12 protein-coding genes are annotated in these 16,020 nt (G+C 43.1%); 1 reads left to right on the plus strand and 11 read right to left on the minus strand.

From position 1 onward, the window contains the following. Positions 1-21: 21 nt before the first annotated feature. From bglB to J2736_RS08090, 10 genes are all read right to left on the minus strand, one after another. Complete coding sequence (gene bglB / locus J2736_RS08045; RefSeq protein ID WP_310225106.1) at positions 22-1,095, minus strand: beta-galactosidase BglB; 1,074 nt, start codon at positions 1,093-1,095, stop codon at positions 22-24. Continuing rightward, positions 1,095-2,876, minus strand: coding sequence for a hypothetical protein (locus J2736_RS08050; protein WP_310225108.1), 1,782 nt, complete (start codon positions 2,874-2,876; stop codon positions 1,095-1,097). Before J2736_RS08050 ends, bglB begins: the two co-directional genes overlap by 1 nt. A 130-nt stretch (positions 2,877-3,006) precedes the next feature. Continuing rightward, positions 3,007-4,521 carry an ABC transporter substrate-binding protein gene (locus J2736_RS08055; protein ID WP_310225110.1) on the minus strand — a complete coding sequence of 505 codons (1,515 nt, stop codon included), beginning with the start codon at positions 4,519-4,521 and terminating at the stop codon, positions 3,007-3,009. 61 nt (positions 4,522-4,582) lie between these two features. Further along, entirely contained in the window at positions 4,583-5,476 is an 894-nt protein-coding gene (locus tag J2736_RS08060) for a carbohydrate ABC transporter permease (RefSeq protein WP_310225112.1), read from the minus strand. A 15-nt stretch (positions 5,477-5,491) separates the two neighbouring features. Next, positions 5,492-6,451 (minus strand): ABC transporter permease, encoded by a 960-nt coding sequence (locus J2736_RS08065; RefSeq protein ID WP_310225114.1) that lies wholly within the window; start codon positions 6,449-6,451, stop codon positions 5,492-5,494. Positions 6,452-6,619: 168 nt separating this feature from the next. After that, positions 6,620-8,911, minus strand: coding sequence for an AraC family transcriptional regulator (locus J2736_RS08070; protein WP_310225116.1), 2,292 nt, complete (start codon positions 8,909-8,911; stop codon positions 6,620-6,622). A gap of 324 nt (positions 8,912-9,235) precedes the next feature. After that, positions 9,236-10,081: a GNAT family N-acetyltransferase gene (locus tag J2736_RS08075; RefSeq protein WP_310225118.1), complete on the minus strand. Its 846-nt coding sequence runs from the start codon at positions 10,079-10,081 to the stop codon at positions 9,236-9,238. Positions 10,082-10,160: 79 nt separating this feature from the next. Beyond that, positions 10,161-10,760 carry an HD domain-containing protein gene (locus tag J2736_RS08080; RefSeq protein ID WP_310225121.1) on the minus strand — a complete coding sequence of 200 codons (600 nt, stop codon included), beginning with the start codon at positions 10,758-10,760 and terminating at the stop codon, positions 10,161-10,163. 92 nt (positions 10,761-10,852) lie between these two features. Further along, positions 10,853-11,989 (minus strand): amidohydrolase family protein, encoded by a 1,137-nt coding sequence (locus J2736_RS08085; RefSeq protein WP_310225123.1) that lies wholly within the window; start codon positions 11,987-11,989, stop codon positions 10,853-10,855. A gap of 16 nt (positions 11,990-12,005) precedes the next feature. Further along, positions 12,006-13,019 carry a LacI family DNA-binding transcriptional regulator gene (locus J2736_RS08090; RefSeq protein WP_310225125.1) on the minus strand — a complete coding sequence of 338 codons (1,014 nt, stop codon included), beginning with the start codon at positions 13,017-13,019 and terminating at the stop codon, positions 12,006-12,008. Between the two features lie 324 nt (positions 13,020-13,343). Here J2736_RS08090 and J2736_RS08095 point away from each other — a divergent pair, with 324 nt between their 5' ends. Further along, positions 13,344-14,576 carry a M16 family metallopeptidase gene (locus J2736_RS08095; protein ID WP_310225128.1) on the plus strand — a complete coding sequence of 411 codons (1,233 nt, stop codon included), beginning with the start codon at positions 13,344-13,346 and terminating at the stop codon, positions 14,574-14,576. Between the two features lie 298 nt (positions 14,577-14,874). On the opposite strand, the gene J2736_RS08100 is transcribed toward J2736_RS08095, so the two are convergent. Next, on the minus strand, positions 14,875-16,020 hold a 1,146-nt coding region (locus J2736_RS08100), incomplete at its 5' end, for a reverse transcriptase domain-containing protein (RefSeq protein ID WP_310225130.1).

Consider the following 16,020-nt stretch of genomic DNA (forward strand, 5'->3'; position numbering starts at 1 on the left):
TATAATCCCCTGTCGTGTTATTTAGTGCTCCAATCCTTCAGTCAGCATGAGCAGAGTCATGGATTGACCGTATGGCATCGGGCAAATTGGAATGTCACGATATTCCTGAAGCGTGCGCCCCATCCCTGTGCCGTAGGATACGCCGTTCACAACGCCTTCCGCGTCAATCTGAGAGACGACAGCAGCATACGCTTTGGCGCCAACTTCTCTATAAGACTCAGGCAAGTAACCTTTTCTTACTGCCTTTAAGATGCCGTAGGCAAAAGCTGCCGTGGCCGAAGTTTCCGTGTAGGAGTTTGGATCATCCAGCAATGTGTGCCACATGCCGTCTTCAGCCTGCAGCTCAGCAAGCTTTGACGCTTGCTGTTCAAGCGCTGATAGTAGATGACGTTCAACAGATTTCGGAAGCTCGACCATTTCCAAATAATCGACGAGTCCTGCTGTATACCAAGAGTTGCCTCTAGCCCATAACGCTTCAGCGAAGTGGTGACGTCCGTTAAAGGTCCAACCGTGGAACAACAAACCCGTGCGGCGGTCGGTTAAATATTTGATATGCATCAGAAATTGGTACACACTCTCATCGATAAAGGATTCCTCATTCAGCAGAAGACCCATGCGGCACACGAACAACACGGTCATGTACAAAGTGTCATCCCAAACTTCACCTTCGTTTAAATGACCCGAAACAACGTGCTGAATGCCGCCTTCCTCCGTTCTTGGCATCTCCTTCACGGCATATTCCGCCCATTCTCGGCACAAAGCCATGTAATCCTCACGCCCTGTTTCCTCGGCAAGGAAGCTAAGCGTCAGCATCGGACACATGGTATTTACATTTTTGAAAGGAATACCCTCCGCAATTCTCCGATCAAACCAGTCGATCAAATACATTTTGATATCCTGTCTCGCTGTCTTCCGATAGTATAAGTAAAGGGAGAATAGACCAACGCCCTGCGGCCATTCCCAGTTTTCCATGGAAATAATCCCTATTGGACATGTTTCTTCCACAGCGCCACCTTGTAAATGCTTGAGCTGCCCGATGACTTTCTCAATGATTGCGTGCGTTTCCATCTTGTTAAGTTCGATCGTTGTATTCATTACGCTTCACCGCTTTCTATTTTATGGGGATCGACAATAAGCTCTGTCAGCTTCGTGTCTCCTTCAAATAATGTTGCACGTCTCATTTCCATATAGCTTTCGCGAGGAACCTCGCCATCTCTATACGATGCCTCTTCAAGACGCAATCGCGCTGCGAGTGCCGTGGCTTCACTTAGGCTGCTTATGCCGTCGGCATAATAAATCGCCCAACCTGTTTCCAACCTCGGTTGCTGAAGCATTTGCAATTTACCAGCATAAAGTACTTGCCTTAATCGAAGCGTATCACCATCAACATCAGAATGGAGTGTAGGTAATTGGCGAGCAAGATCGCCATGTGCAATGCCTAGCAGAGGTGCGATCAATACGGCCGATTGCGGATATTGCAAAATAGTCCACTCTCGACCATCAGAACCAGCTGCCGTGTGCAATTCGCCTGTCCAGCGATGGACGACCCACTCATCTGCAAGCTCGTCTACTTCGTTGTGAATTCGGCTCATACTGCGTACAACCAATACGGCCTGATCTTGCTGAACCGATCTGAGTTGGGTGTCCGGATACCAGGATTCCCGAAACAGTGCCGGACTTAGATACGCCTGCTGCATGGCAGCAGGATGGATTCTTTCGCGCTCACCGTCGTGTGCATACCAGCGCAGGTAAGAAACTTGATGTCCAGATACTGCAAGAGATACCGGATAGGATTGCCAAGCTAAGCCCCAAGTCGGCCATTGATACGAACCTGCAATGACCGGGAATCGGTTTATGCTGCCTATTCTGCCAGTCTCGCCAACCCATGTATGCGCATGGCTCGAATCCATGATTCGTTCCGACCTTCTGCGAGGGAGTGGAAGTTTCGAGAATGTTACAAGCTGCAACTCCTCCTCAAAAAGCAGATAAGACAGTCCGTACCACAGTTCGCCTCCTGTCTCAGCCTCAATCGATGAAGGCATTTCTATCCCTGCGATCCTCCACATTAAGCTAATCGGCTGTAACTTACCTTGTACATTGTAGCTCCGTATGGACGGCACAAATTCATAACCATCATGAAAACGAACATAATCCAATAGTCCATTCATGATAGTTCCAATTTTCTCTTTCAACTCAGCGTTCTCCTCATGCAAGGAAACATTTGAAATGCGCAGCGCATTCATGATGATAAGAATATATAACAGGCTGATATTTTCTCCCCAGCCCCAACCTCTACGATGCGTATAATTCGTCCATTGTTCAAAAAAAGCTATGCCTGCTTGATAGTGATGAGGTAAATTTCGTATTTTCGAAATTGCCAACAACAGAGCACCGTCGCTCACAATTTTGTTCGAATAATACAAGATCGGCTCCTTTAATTCATGCTCGAACCAAGCTGCACCGTGATCCATCATTTGATCAAGAAGTTCTCGATGAGCAACTGGCACTTGTTCTTCCATGTAAAGTCTCAACACAACCAATGGCATCAGAATAAAAAAGGCAGCATTTGAGTCGTTGACTCGTGTCTCTTCCCCGTACCAGCGAAAAGCGCCATAATGCGGACTCAACTTGTCGGTAAACTGTAATTCTGCGAGCGACTGAAGGATTTGCAAACTTTGCTCCTCCTCCAAAATTCCTAAAGCCATGCCAATAGCATAATAAGCCGCCGTTGCTCTTCCGTCATGCGCTTCCTGAACTTGTGATCCTTCTGCCGTATGCCCCGGCTTCCCCGAATTCACAAGACCATCCTCCACCTTGAGCTTGCAACCAAATTGCTCCCACATTTCCCGCCAAACACGTTCCGTTTGAATATTCATGTTTCCCTGCTCCAATCTTTTAACTATTTCCATTACAGATATACCCTTTTCATTGGTATTTCTTAAAACGGCCTCTGTCCAATGGAATTCAGGACAAAGGCCGCTTAACTATATTGTTATTTATACTCGATTACTTCTTATTTGCCGCCGCCCAAGCGTCTAGCTGCTTCTGCTTCTCAGCGATAATTTTATCCATACCTGCCGCTTTCAGCTCTTTATTCATTGTAGCCAGCGTACTGTCTACATCCATCATGCCGTAAGCCAAACCTTGGATATATTTATCAGTAATGGTTTTAGCTTGAGCAAGTTCCGCTTTAACTGGCTCCGCATCGAAGGAGAAGCCCATAATTCTAGAAGCCTTCGCGCTTTTATTTAGTTGGTCTGTCTTCTGTGGAATGTCCGCAGCAACCCCCGGCAGCAGGTAAGCGTTCAACTGGTTACCCAGCATCCAGGCGACGTTCGTCGCGTATCCGGAATCTGGAATCAATTCGATTGTATTTTCTCCCGTTTTCTTGTAGTTCTTACCTTCAAGTCCATAAAGGACCATGTTGTACAACTGCTTGTCGGTGTTCATTAACTCCAAGAACATCATAGCCCGATCCGGATTTTTGGACGTGCGGCTGATCGCCTGCATCGTGGCATTTACGGAATTTGTGGTAACGAAAGGCTCTGATAGATTCGCAAACACAGAGTCGTAATTATAGCGAGCTTTCGTTTCAGCTTCTATGCCAGGTTTGTAAGTAGTCAGCCCGTAGGAAAGGATTTTGCCGGTTTTCATAAGCTCAGTTGGGTCTTTCACCAAAGCTAGATCTTTATTAAGATAGCCCTTTTCCGACCAGCTTTTCATCAATTTCACCAAGTTCACGAACGCTGGATGTTCGTATTGATTGATGACTTTAAAGTCGGAGCCTACAGATTCAATCGCTCCTGGCGATCCGTCTTGGCCTAACGTTTCCAATTTCATATAATTCATGATATCAATACCGGTGAGAGTTAGGCCGGGACCGTTAAAAATGAATTTGTCGGCTTCGCCGGCCTTCATTTTCGCTAAAGCTGGTTCCAGATCTTCCATTTTCTTAATCGCGTTGACATCGATGCCATATTTATCGACCATATCTTTTCTGAAACTAATAACGGACTGACGAGCTGCGATTTGATAGTTAGGGAAACCGTACACTTTATTATTGACTTTCATCGCGTTCCAGAAGTTAGGCGGAATCTGGCCATACGCTTTCGATGCATATTTCGTCAGTAATTCGTCCATCGGAATGAAGGCGCCTTTGGCAACGTTATCATAAAAATTGTAGCCTGGGGCAGTGAACATGATATCGAAGTCTTCACCCGCAGCAATCATCAGCTTCGTCTTCTCCGCATAAGCTGCAGCCTCAATAAACTGAATCTCAAGCGTGGCATTAATCTTTGCTTGCAAAATCTTGTTAATCTCGGTTAATACCGCCGCTCCTTCTTTTTGCGCAGGAATGCGGAGCACCCATTTGAGCTTAACCGGTGCTAGCGTTGCTGCAGTCGGCGACGCTGCAACTTTAGGAGACTGCGTCGCTTCACTTGCGCTTTCCTTCGCGGTACAAGCTACCAAACTAGTTGCCGTCACCATTACTACTGTCATCGTTGTAAGTGCTTTCAACATTTTCAATCTGAACAACTCCCTTTTATTTGTTATATCGACGTTTAAGATCAAACAGTTGATATTATCCTTTAACTGCTCCGGCTGTAATGCCTCTAACAAAATATTTTTGGAAAAACGGAAATACGAACATCATCGGACCCGCTGCAATGACGGCAATCGCCATTCTCGCGCTGTCGGAAGGGAATTCTGTCCCCCCGATGCTTAAACCCATTTGAGAGTCTTTCATCATAATTTCAGCATTTAGTAAAATTTTGTACAGCAAATACTGCAGCATAAATTTGCTTTCCGTGTCGATGTAGATCAATGAACGGAACCACTCATTCCAGTAGGTAAGCATTAAAATCAGTCCAATCGTCGCGAGTGCTGGCTTGGACATCGGGAGAACAATTTGCCAGAAAATGCGCATCTCGCTGCAACCGTCGATACTCGCCGACTCCAGCACTTCCTGCGGCAAATCGAAGAAAAATGTGCGCAGCAGGATGACATTCCACGCGGAGACGAGACCTGGAAGAATGAGAATCCAAAACGTATCCTTGAGCAAATAAAATTTGGTATATACAATATAACTTGGAATCAACCCCGCATTGAACAGAAGCGAGAAGAACACCAGAAACCCGATTATGCCTGCAAGCTTATACTCCTTACGCGATAGCGAATATGATATCATCGCTGTCAACAGCAATCCTACAACAGTTCCGACTACAGTGACGAATAACGTCGTGCCATAGGAATTTAGAATAAGCTTAGGCGATTGGAAAATAAACTGATAAGCGGCTGAGCTCCATAAGCTTGGGAACAGACTGTACCCGCGCTCCACAATACTTTTCGAATCGCTGACGGAGATTATCACCACCAGCAACATCGGTATTACACAGCTTATTGCCAGCAGTGTAAATACCGAGTGCGGAATCCAGTTGTTCAGGCGTAGTCTCCGCTTTTTTACAGCTGATATCATTCTGTTTTCCCCCTTCTAGAACATGGCGCTATCCCGGCCACTTCTGTACCGGATGAAAAAGTTTACGGCTAATACAAGTATGAATCCAGCGATGGATTGAAATAATCCTGCCGCAGCACCCATCCCTAGATCTGCCCCTCCGCGTAATGCGCTGTATACATACGTATCCAGAACAGACGAGACGTCATGCAACGCTGGTGACTCCAAAGGCACCAAGAAGAACTGCCCGAAATCTGCATTAAAGATTCGACCCAATGCTAATAGGAAATTGATTAGAATAATGGGCCGCAAAGCTGGAATCGTAATTCTCAACGCCATCTGGAACCTGCTTGCTCCGTCGATGGATGCCGCTTCATAATAGGCAGGATCCACAGATAAGATGTATGCGTAATTCAATAGCGTTGTATAACCCATTAATTTCCAAAAGTGCAAGATAACATGAATCCAGAACCAGTATTGCGGATCAAAATACCACTCCACTGACGAGAAGCCCAATCCATGCAAAATGAAGTTCACCATTCCCTTGCTGTTATCCAGCAAAGCAAACACAATGTAAGAAACAATCGTCCAGGAAAGAAAGTACGGCAAGAATATGGCGGTTTGATACACTTTCAACATCTTTCTGCTCAATACTTCATTTAACAGAATCGCCAGCAGGACACTTCCGCTAATTCCCGTAATAATAAAAACGGCATTATATATAAGCGTGTTTTTTAGTGCCAGCACAGCATCGGTCGTTGAAAAAATAAACATAAAGTTTTTAAGCCCGACCCATGGGCTACCAAAAATACCATCGACAAAATTGTAGTTCTTAAAGGCAAGTATAATGCCCGGCAGAGGTACAAAATTAAATACAATCATAAGCACCAATGCCGGAAGCGCCAATAACGTATAATCCACATTTTTCCGAAGGGTACTTCTGCGAGACACCTTTCTCACGCTCGGCGCAGTTTTAGATATTGCGGTAGTTTTCATCTATACACCTCCTCTTCGTCTTCTAAGCTGCTGCTATGCAAATTGAATATACCGCCGAACGCCCAATTGCACCACTGTTCAATTCCATTTTCTTGTTCTAATGACTGTACGATTTAAAGAAAAGTGTCCATTTACACAAAAAAAGAGAAAAAACACGACGTTTGCGTGTCATTTCTCCAGTTTGTTCATAATTTCTTTGTCTACGCGATAGGCTTTTGGCGTAGTGCCGAACCTGCGCTTAAACAGTTTATAGTAGCTGCTTTCATTGTAGAAGCCCGTTCTCTCCATAATATCGCCGATGCTCAGCTCCGTCGCAAGCAGCAGTTCGGCTGACTTGTCCAACCTGAAATTATGAATATAGTCCATAACGGACAATCCGACCGAATCCTTAAAGATCGTACCTAGATAGCCTTGGGATAGCTTAAACTCTACCGCTATGCCCTTCAAGCTCAGCTCTTCCTTAAAATGATCCTGAATGTAGCGTTTAATCGATTCAACCAAGGCGTCGTGACGCATCTCCACAAGCGGCTTCTGATTTGCAATTTTCATGATATCCTCATAAAATTTGCTTTTGAGTTCATCAATGGATTCAAAGGAAGCCATCCGCATGTAAAAATCTTTCATAGAGATCGGAATTTTCTCAATTCTCGTTTTGTTCAAAATATCAAAGGCTTTGCCCAGCGCCAAGGAAAAGCGGGTCATGGACAGCATGAAGCTTTCGATGTCTCCTTTGGACGATACTTCAATGAACTGATCGAACAGTGCTTTGGCTTCATCCCCGTCTCCTGCACGAATCGAATCTAAGATTCGTTCTTCCAGCTTCTCATCGTAGGTAACCTTCATCTGCTCATGAAGATCCAAAACAGCAGGATCCAGAATAGCTTCATGGCTATAGAACACGCTATATTTCAGCAAAAGAGATGCGGTACGGTACGAGTGAATGAGTGCTCCGACGCCTTGCACATATCCGCCGAGGAAAGCTGAAAGTGAAATGCCTGTAAACCCTTTTACAGTATTTTGCAACACTCTAATTTTCTCGTCCCAGCTGATGTCACGCTTTCCTTCCGGAAGGAAGGCAAGAATAATAAACTGCCCCTCCCCAATATAGATGGCCTTTGCCGCATTGCCCGAATCAAGAACTTCCTCAGCTACATTCATGATGATAAAACGATAAGCCTTTTTTCGATCGGAGTCCAGCATCTCGAACTGCTCCCGTCGATCAATCTTCAGGAGAATCAGCATCATCTCACGATCGAGCATATTGCCAAACACAGTAGAAAATTCGCCGGTCAACTGATTGGCAATCGAATTGTTCTCCATCAACACAGCTTTAATGTAATTTTCCAGTAAAATCGTATCCGCTGACTGTTTATAGCTGTTATAGTCCTTCAGCAAGTCTTTATTTTTTTGAAACACATCCGAAAGAAGCTTAAACTCGTCAATGAGCGGCCCCTTGTTCTCCGTTTTGCCCCTAGGCCCCATGACTTCGCGAAATACACGGCCGAAAGGGAGGTAGATACGGTAAGCGATAAAACCAGCTGCGACGAGAGCAATAAGCGCGATGCCCAACGTCATCTGTAGCATGATTTTGCGCACGAATTGCAGCGATTGGTTCAGAAACTCATTGGATTCTTCCACCACAAGCACCCAGTTGGTTTCGGGCATCCAGAGATAAGAAATGATTTTTTGATCCTTCTTCGCTCCTGTCTCAAAGCTGCCCGAGTCCTGATTAGTTTCCATTATTTTGTGTACCAGTTCGGAGTTGAGCACATCCAAGTTCCGAATTTGCTTGGAATCGTCAATGAATGTCCGGCTCGTTTTATCAATAATGTAAGCTTTATTATTCTGCCCCTTAAGCTTGCTTAACGTGTCGCATAACCAAGCTGCGTCAATATTCACGCCCAACGCTTTGGATAACTTGTTGTCACTGTCGGTTAAAAAATAAAAATACGTAAACACAGTGGCGCTAGTGTTATAAGCCTCACTGGGTAGCACTCTTGGAATCGGTTGAAGCACCGGTATGCCCCTGTAGTTTTGAATCGCGTTCACAAAGAAAGTATCCTTCTGTACCATGGAGCCAAGCGTTGAGTAAAAATTTCCAGTCTTTCCGCTGTATAGCGTATCCGAGTGAAAGATAGGATTGATTTCAAACGATTTACTGATTAACTCCATATACTTGAACATTTCGAAATATTCGAGATTCTTCTTCTCGAATAATGCGGCAAGAGCTGGATCGTCTAGTTGGCGGAATGTAAACGCCTTCACATCTTCATTCATTCGCTTGATCGTATCACTGATAATGCGAAGTTCCTTGCTGTTCTCTTCAAAGGTTCGCTGCTTAACAATACCTTCAAAACTTTTGAATGCCGTAATGGAGAACCCCCCAAGCACGACCAGGAGCAGCACTGAAAGCAAAACTACGATGTTAATGAACGTCCGGCTCATACTCCACCTAAACATATCATGCATTCTCCCCTTAACTCGTCGATATATTAGCCCTCATGCATGGCAGAATTGTTGAGTTTCATTATACAATCATGGTAATGTACATGGCTACAAAATTCTTAAAACCCTAGTCAGCATCAAGATCGTCATCAAACTAATCCTCTAATAGAGAATCTCGATGGCAGCAGTTCACGCAAAAAATGCCCCAGAGTCGTGTAACCTACACGGCTCTGGGGATTTTCACGACTCCCTGCCTTAATTCGCAAATACGTTCACATTATCCACATAAATCGTACCCGTACTGCCGCTATAAAACCCACTGGAGTTACAATAAATCATTCACTTCCCATGTCTGCTCGGTTCATGAAACATTGGGGTATAGACCGAACAAAACAAATTGTATGTACTATCCTCATTAAAGCCTAGTTTTTTTGCCATTTGGAATGATGGCACGTTTTCAGTATCACAAGTCCAATTCGGTATTATACCTCGATTCATACAATCCTGAATGAAATTTCTCGCAAGTTGATAGCCAAGCCCCTGACCTCGTACTGATTTATTCACTTGGATTGCAAGCTCTGCCAACCCACCTCCAAGAAATGCGGCATTACACCGTCCCATAATACCTCCATCTGATGACATAGAGATCCATCCAACGTCATGTTGAAGATAATTTTCTATACTCCCCCAAAGACCTTGTATCTCCCTACGCAAAGATTCATGTGACTGAAGCATCGCTGCATCTATCCGAAACATGTCTTTGTCGTTTTCGACTGGTCCTAGACTTTCGAAGACGTGTCTGTCAAATTTAAATTGTGTCCTGCTTATACGAAATACCTTATAACCAAATACGCGAAAAATTAACTCATCCCATGTCTCGGAGGCAGTTGACCAGAATAATCTAAAGTTGTTGGAAGAAACATTTGAAATAAAATGTTCTTTCATCGTCGCAATAAATCCTTCATTAAACTCCTTATCGACAGCATGACCAATCAAACGCCCCCCTATGTAATCGCTAGACATTACAGCAGCACACTGAGGATGATCTTGGTTGTCTACAAAGACGATTCCATCAATCGTTTCTTCTAAAATTGAGAGTGGATAGGGCGTAAACACCGATTCTCCCCCAGAGATTAACCCCTTAACAACATGATATTGATCTCTTTTAATGCGAACAAAAGACATATAGGTACTCCTCCATTGGAATGATTCTTCCTTAAGTTAAAAGTCGCTAACTACCCATTTCTTCCCTTAATTCACTAACTTATTTATCATCGGAATGATATAAATAGCCTTCTTTTTTTGCGAAACTCCATAGATGATTAAATATTTTCGAAAAGGACTCATTATGACTTCTCCAGCTTTCGTTATAAGTTAATATCTTCTCGGGTGCAATTTGATTTTCTTTCCAAACCATTCCCTTTGTATGTACGTTCTGAGCAAAAGCCTGCATCTTGTCTATCGTCTTAACGAATTGTGATTCGAGTGTTTCTCCTGATTCATACTCAACCCATAACTCATTGAATTCACTTTTGAAGTCCTCTGGGAGCTGTGCAAACAGAATCTCAGCAGCTTCATCCTCTCTTACCTTCTTACCAACACGTGCCTTAACATCATGGGTGAAGGTATCACCAGCATAAATCTCAACTAAATCGTGAATTAGAATCAATTTTAAAGTTTTTTCTAAGTTAACTTCATAACCTATTTCCTTATGTAACAAAAGAGCAAACATGCACATATGCCAGGTATGCTCTGCATCATTTTCACGCCGTGCCGTATTCGATACGTAGGTTTTACGTTCGATAGTTTTAAATTTGTCTAATACGGAAAGAAAATCAATTAATTGAGTAATACGGGTGATCATTTAAGTTTCTCCCTCTCTATAGAAAATACTATTCTCTTTGCCAAGTTATTTTTTTTTTAAAACGACGGATTTGTTTCGATTCATATAAACCATTACTTTACTGCACTTTCCAACTTAAAAATCAATTCGTTCGCCATACGTTTATTTAAACGATATTTTTCTGCTTTACCAAGCTTATCGGATAAATCAGTTATCTTTTTGATCTGTGTGTTTGTTGGTGGTTGAAGCTCAATAAATCTTTCGTAATTTTGATAAGCTACTTTAAGTGCTGTTTCAGGTGAAAGTAAATCAATAGTTTCGTAAAGTGCCTTTGCTGCTTTTTCAGTTGTTAAACCATATCCCGAGTCGGTAGACAACATAAACCGATCTGGAAATTGCTCTATAAGTGGTATGAAATCCACTAATTTGTTGCTGCTGTCGGGGTTATACGACGTAAATCCTGGAAAAAAGTCAATATATAAATTTGTGTGCTTTTCCAATATCTTTTTAATGTTATCAGGAGAGTTATAAGCATTCGCATGCCCAAAGATTATGTTGGTATTAGGGTGCTCATTAAGCGCTTCCTCAAGATGCACAATTGCTGAACCGTTTGGTGGATCGATATGCAAAAGAATCGGTACATGGTAATCTGCTGCCAACTCATAGATTTGCGGAAAATATCCGTCATTTGGATGAGCGGCTTTCCACTTTACTTTGGAAACAACTGGCGATGCCGTAGATGCGGCGGCGACTTCTCCAATGTTCAAATAACCCTGCTCCAATTTTTCCTTAATAATGGATAAACCTTCTGGTTCATAAATTGGAAAACCTGCGAAGGAGGGATAAAGATTAGTTGGCTCTAATTGATAGTGTTGCCATGCCAATAGATCCGTAGCTTGAGCACTTGGTTCTGATATATCCCCAAATAACACGATTCTGTCTATTCCATATTGCCCCCACTTACTTACAACATTCGGATTACCAGCATCGTGGTTATGGATGTCAATTAACGTAAGATCCCGATAAATCTCGTATAGTTCTTTTCCAGAATTTCTATTTTTACGAATGTTTTGAATTACTTGCAGATCATGCTTAGGAGAATATTCGTTTATAGGCACAACGATTGATTTACTAGCCGATGCTGACTCAATCAACTTATTGTTGACGGAATTTGTTGATGAACATCCAATCAATACGAGAAAACTAAATGAAAATATGCAAACTGTCATTTTACTTTTCTTTTGTTGCATGACCATTCCTCCAATATCAATATTTTCTTACGCTTTTTCCTTCGAATAATTTGGGCATCACTCTTACCGTTTTACCGCTGCCTCCATTTATCAATTCAAGAAGCAATTCTGCTGCTCTTACCCCGATTGCTGCATTATCAATGACTACGGATGCCAATGGCGGATTGTAATATTTACAGACAAATAGACCGTCATATCCAATGATTGAGATGTCTTTTGGAACAAGAATTCCTGACTCAGCCATTGATGAGATTGCCCCCATAGCCATTAAGTCATTCGCAAAAAAAACAGCTGTTATTGCAGGATTGTTTTGTATCAGCTGATGAATGCTATCTTTTCCACCGCTCCCAGTGTAATTGCTCCAAATGATTGCAGTGTCTGATATTTGCAATTGAGATTCTTCAATTGCTTTCTGAAAACCCTCAAATCTTTCGTTGCTAATCTCAAAATTTTGGGGACCATTAACGAAACCGATCTGTTTGTGACCGTTATCGATCAGGTAACGTGTTGCCATATAGCCACCCATGACTTCATCCGTGTTAATATTGGAACAGATTCGGGTTAATATAGAGCTTTCGAGCACAACAATCGGATTATTTAAGCTTTTGATATCCTCATATATCGGGTGGTTTTCTCTGAAAACGCTAACAACGATACATCCGCTCAAATTACGCAGATTTATGATATCGGTTATTTCTCCTCTTATGTAACTGTTAGAATTAATTGTGTAGATGATCGCTCGATAGTTAAAAATAGCTAAAGTCTTATTGATGTGAGGAAGTAATTCGAAAAAGGCAGGACGTGCCTCACCATCACCGTCACTCTCGTTAAGAATAATTCCGATTAGTTTGCTCTTTTGGCTAACTAATTCCTTTGCAGCGATATTTGGCACGTAGCCCAGTTCTTTGGCTACCTTCATAACACTAGTTCTTGTCGCACTTTTGACGCCATAATCACCATTTAGTGCCCTGGATACTGTACTAACGGATAAGTTGCACTTAAGTGCTATATCTTTAATAGAAACCCTCATATCATATCTCCGTTTCGGGAACGTTTGCAAAATATAATTCCATAATATTAAATATAGATTACTAATTCAACTGATTTTCGGGAACGTTCTCTAAAATATTATGAATTGTCAAAAGCGGATTGCCAGAAACAAAAATCAATATGAGTCCAACTGGATACAGAAAACATAAAAAATTGGACAACATAACTGCTCATGATCCTGATTTCCTCATTCGATTCGAACATATCAACGCTTCTACAGACATGGTATATTATAGTATGGAAGCCAGATACGAAGGTTCCCTCTAGAAAATTCATAATGCAAAAAGTAAAGGGGGATCTGCGTATGGAGATCAAAACATTAAAAAATCATTTACAAGTCGTGCTGAAGCCAGATTCATCTTCGCGAAGTGCTGTCTTTGCTTACGCAATTAAAGCAGGATGTAACATGGAAGTAGGCGTCCCTGCCGGGACTGCTCATTTTCTCGAACATATGCTCTTTAAAGGTAGTGCCACGAAAACGGCAAAAAAGATCAACCAGGACGCCGCGGACCTCGGCGCGCTTCCCAATGCCTATACCTCGGAAGATGAAACCAAATACTACATCCAGGTGCAAAGCAAGTACAGCATGGAGGCGCTAAACCTACTATCTGACTTTTTTTGGCAGCCGGCGCTTCCAGAAGAAGAAATCGAAAAAGAAAAGCAGGTCATCATCGAAGAAATTCATATGTATGCCGATCAACCTTCTTCGGTTTCCGGCGAGGTGCTCGAAGGTCTGTTGAAGCGAAGCTCCCTTTTGGGTACTAAGAAAAGCGTGCGGAAAATCCAGCGCTCACATCTCCTTCAGTTTTATAACGCGCACTATCACACAGGCGATGTGATCTTTGTAGCAACGGGCAATTTTGATGAATATGCGGTGCTCTCCTATTTGGAACGCCTACACGTTCATCAGCAGAAGGATCGTGCCGAGCAAATGAAGCGTGAATATGAACTGCATCAAAAAGAAGCGTTTGTCAAACGCAGCGTCAGCCAGGCGCATATTTCATGGGCAATTCCGGTGGCAGGTGACGGGAGCGGCGATGAGCCTGCGCTTGAAGTTATTGCTACGATTTTAGGAGCGCATGGAAATGCGTCTTCTCGTTTGTATGATGAAATTCGTGAAGAAAAAGGACTCGCGTATGCGGTCGATGTGGATTACGAATCATTTCATGACCACGGCTACCTTTTGGGATATATGGGACTGCCGGCAACGCACGTAAACGAAGTAAGAAAGATTCTGTTCAAGCACCTGACGGATCTGGAGACAAGTCTCGTCAGTACTGCGGAGCTCCGTCGCGCCATTGCCTGTGTGACCGGACAGTTGGCAATCGGTATGGATGATGTGCTCGCACAAAATGATTCTCTGAGTTATAGCACACTGTATGGACTGGAGTTTGATGTTGATGCTTTCGTAGCCAAAGTAGAGGCGGTGACCGCAGATGAGGTACTGCGGGTGGCTCAGAAATATACCTTGGCGAAGAACGTCTATGTGGCATTCGTGGTGCCAAAGAATTGGAGCACCATCGAACAACTTTCTTAAAATCCCTATTAAAATTCGCTCTCCTGTCTCAATCGTTTTTCAATATGGAATCACAACCTAGCAAAGTCCCAGGCTCCACATCGCTTTTTCGTTACTTTAACGGACAAAGGTAGCCAGTCGTGTGCTGGCTACCTTCATGTCGTGATTGAACTATCGGTAACAATAGGTAAGCGTTTGATGCAATCTCCAGCTTTTCCCCTGTCCCACACGGAGCGAGCCTGTTTCCAAGCACTCCGCCTTCCATCTAACTGAATTTACTAAATCATAACTTCCTCGTTACTCATTGATTTGGGATATGTTAAACTGGATCTAATGCATATTTTTCACGGTATTGGTTGATCTTGTTCATCATCATTTCCGTTAAACCCAGTTTATTTTTGAGTACGTCAATCGTCTCTTTTTGTGTTTGGAGGATAAGTTGCCCGACCTCTTTGTGGAGGATGCGCAAATTAGTAAACTTGTCGTTTCCACCTGCGTTGGGCGGGATATAGTGGTGGCAGTGAACATCGGATGCGAAGAGATACATGCCTGTAATTTCGCATTTCCCCATCTTCATACTGTACCGACTAATTCGATTATCCATATATTCTACACTTTGATTCGGGATGCTAGATTTCGATAGGAAGTAAATTTCCTGACGTAAATCTGGTCGAAGTTTTTTGTATATTAGTTCTCTGCCTGCTGTGGTAAAGAGTGAAAGACCTGTACTAAAGCCCATCGTGTTCTTGGTTTTCACATTGGCAAGAGGATATAAATAAACATCTGCTATTTTATAAGTCCTGTAACCCAAGCTGTAAAATTTACTGTACGTTGGCGGTGGGTTTGCAGGATGCTCGTATTTCCCGATTTGTTTGAGGCGATTGTACATGAAAGCTCGCAGATCGTAGGCAAGACGTGAGAACCCAACACTAACATGTGTTGCCCGATTGAAGTAATTATGAATTCCTAATACAAAGCTATTGAAACGTGCAGCGTTTAGAGCCGTTGGCGAAGTCCTCATTTTGAGAATGTGTTTCTTAGCTTCGCTTTTGATTTTCTGCCTTTTGCTCGCTTTGATGCCCGTATGCGCCACTCGTTTTTGACTCTTTTTGTTCGCTCGGATTGTAAACCCAAGAAATTCCGACTCTCGTTTTCGTAGATTAATGATCTGCGATTTCTCTGGAGAGACGTCGAGTTTCAAGCGGTCTTTGAGATACAGAACAACCGCATGATACCACCTCTGGGCTGACTTCCAGTCGCGACAAATGATTTTGAAGTCATCGGCGTAACGCACCAGATAGCCTTCTTTCAGGCTAGACCGTATTTTCGCGCGCCTTTCTCCATCCCTAGATTTGAAAGGTTGTGTCAGCGGAAAGAGTTCCCATTGACCAGCCACCCAGTGATCGAGGTCGTTCAGTACAATATTCGAAAGCAATGTTGACAACAATCCCCCTTGAGGTACTCC

Source organism: Paenibacillus qinlingensis (assembly GCF_031455095.1).
Taxonomy (GTDB): Bacteria; Bacillota; Bacilli; order Paenibacillales; family NBRC-103111; genus Paenibacillus_E; species Paenibacillus_E qinlingensis_A.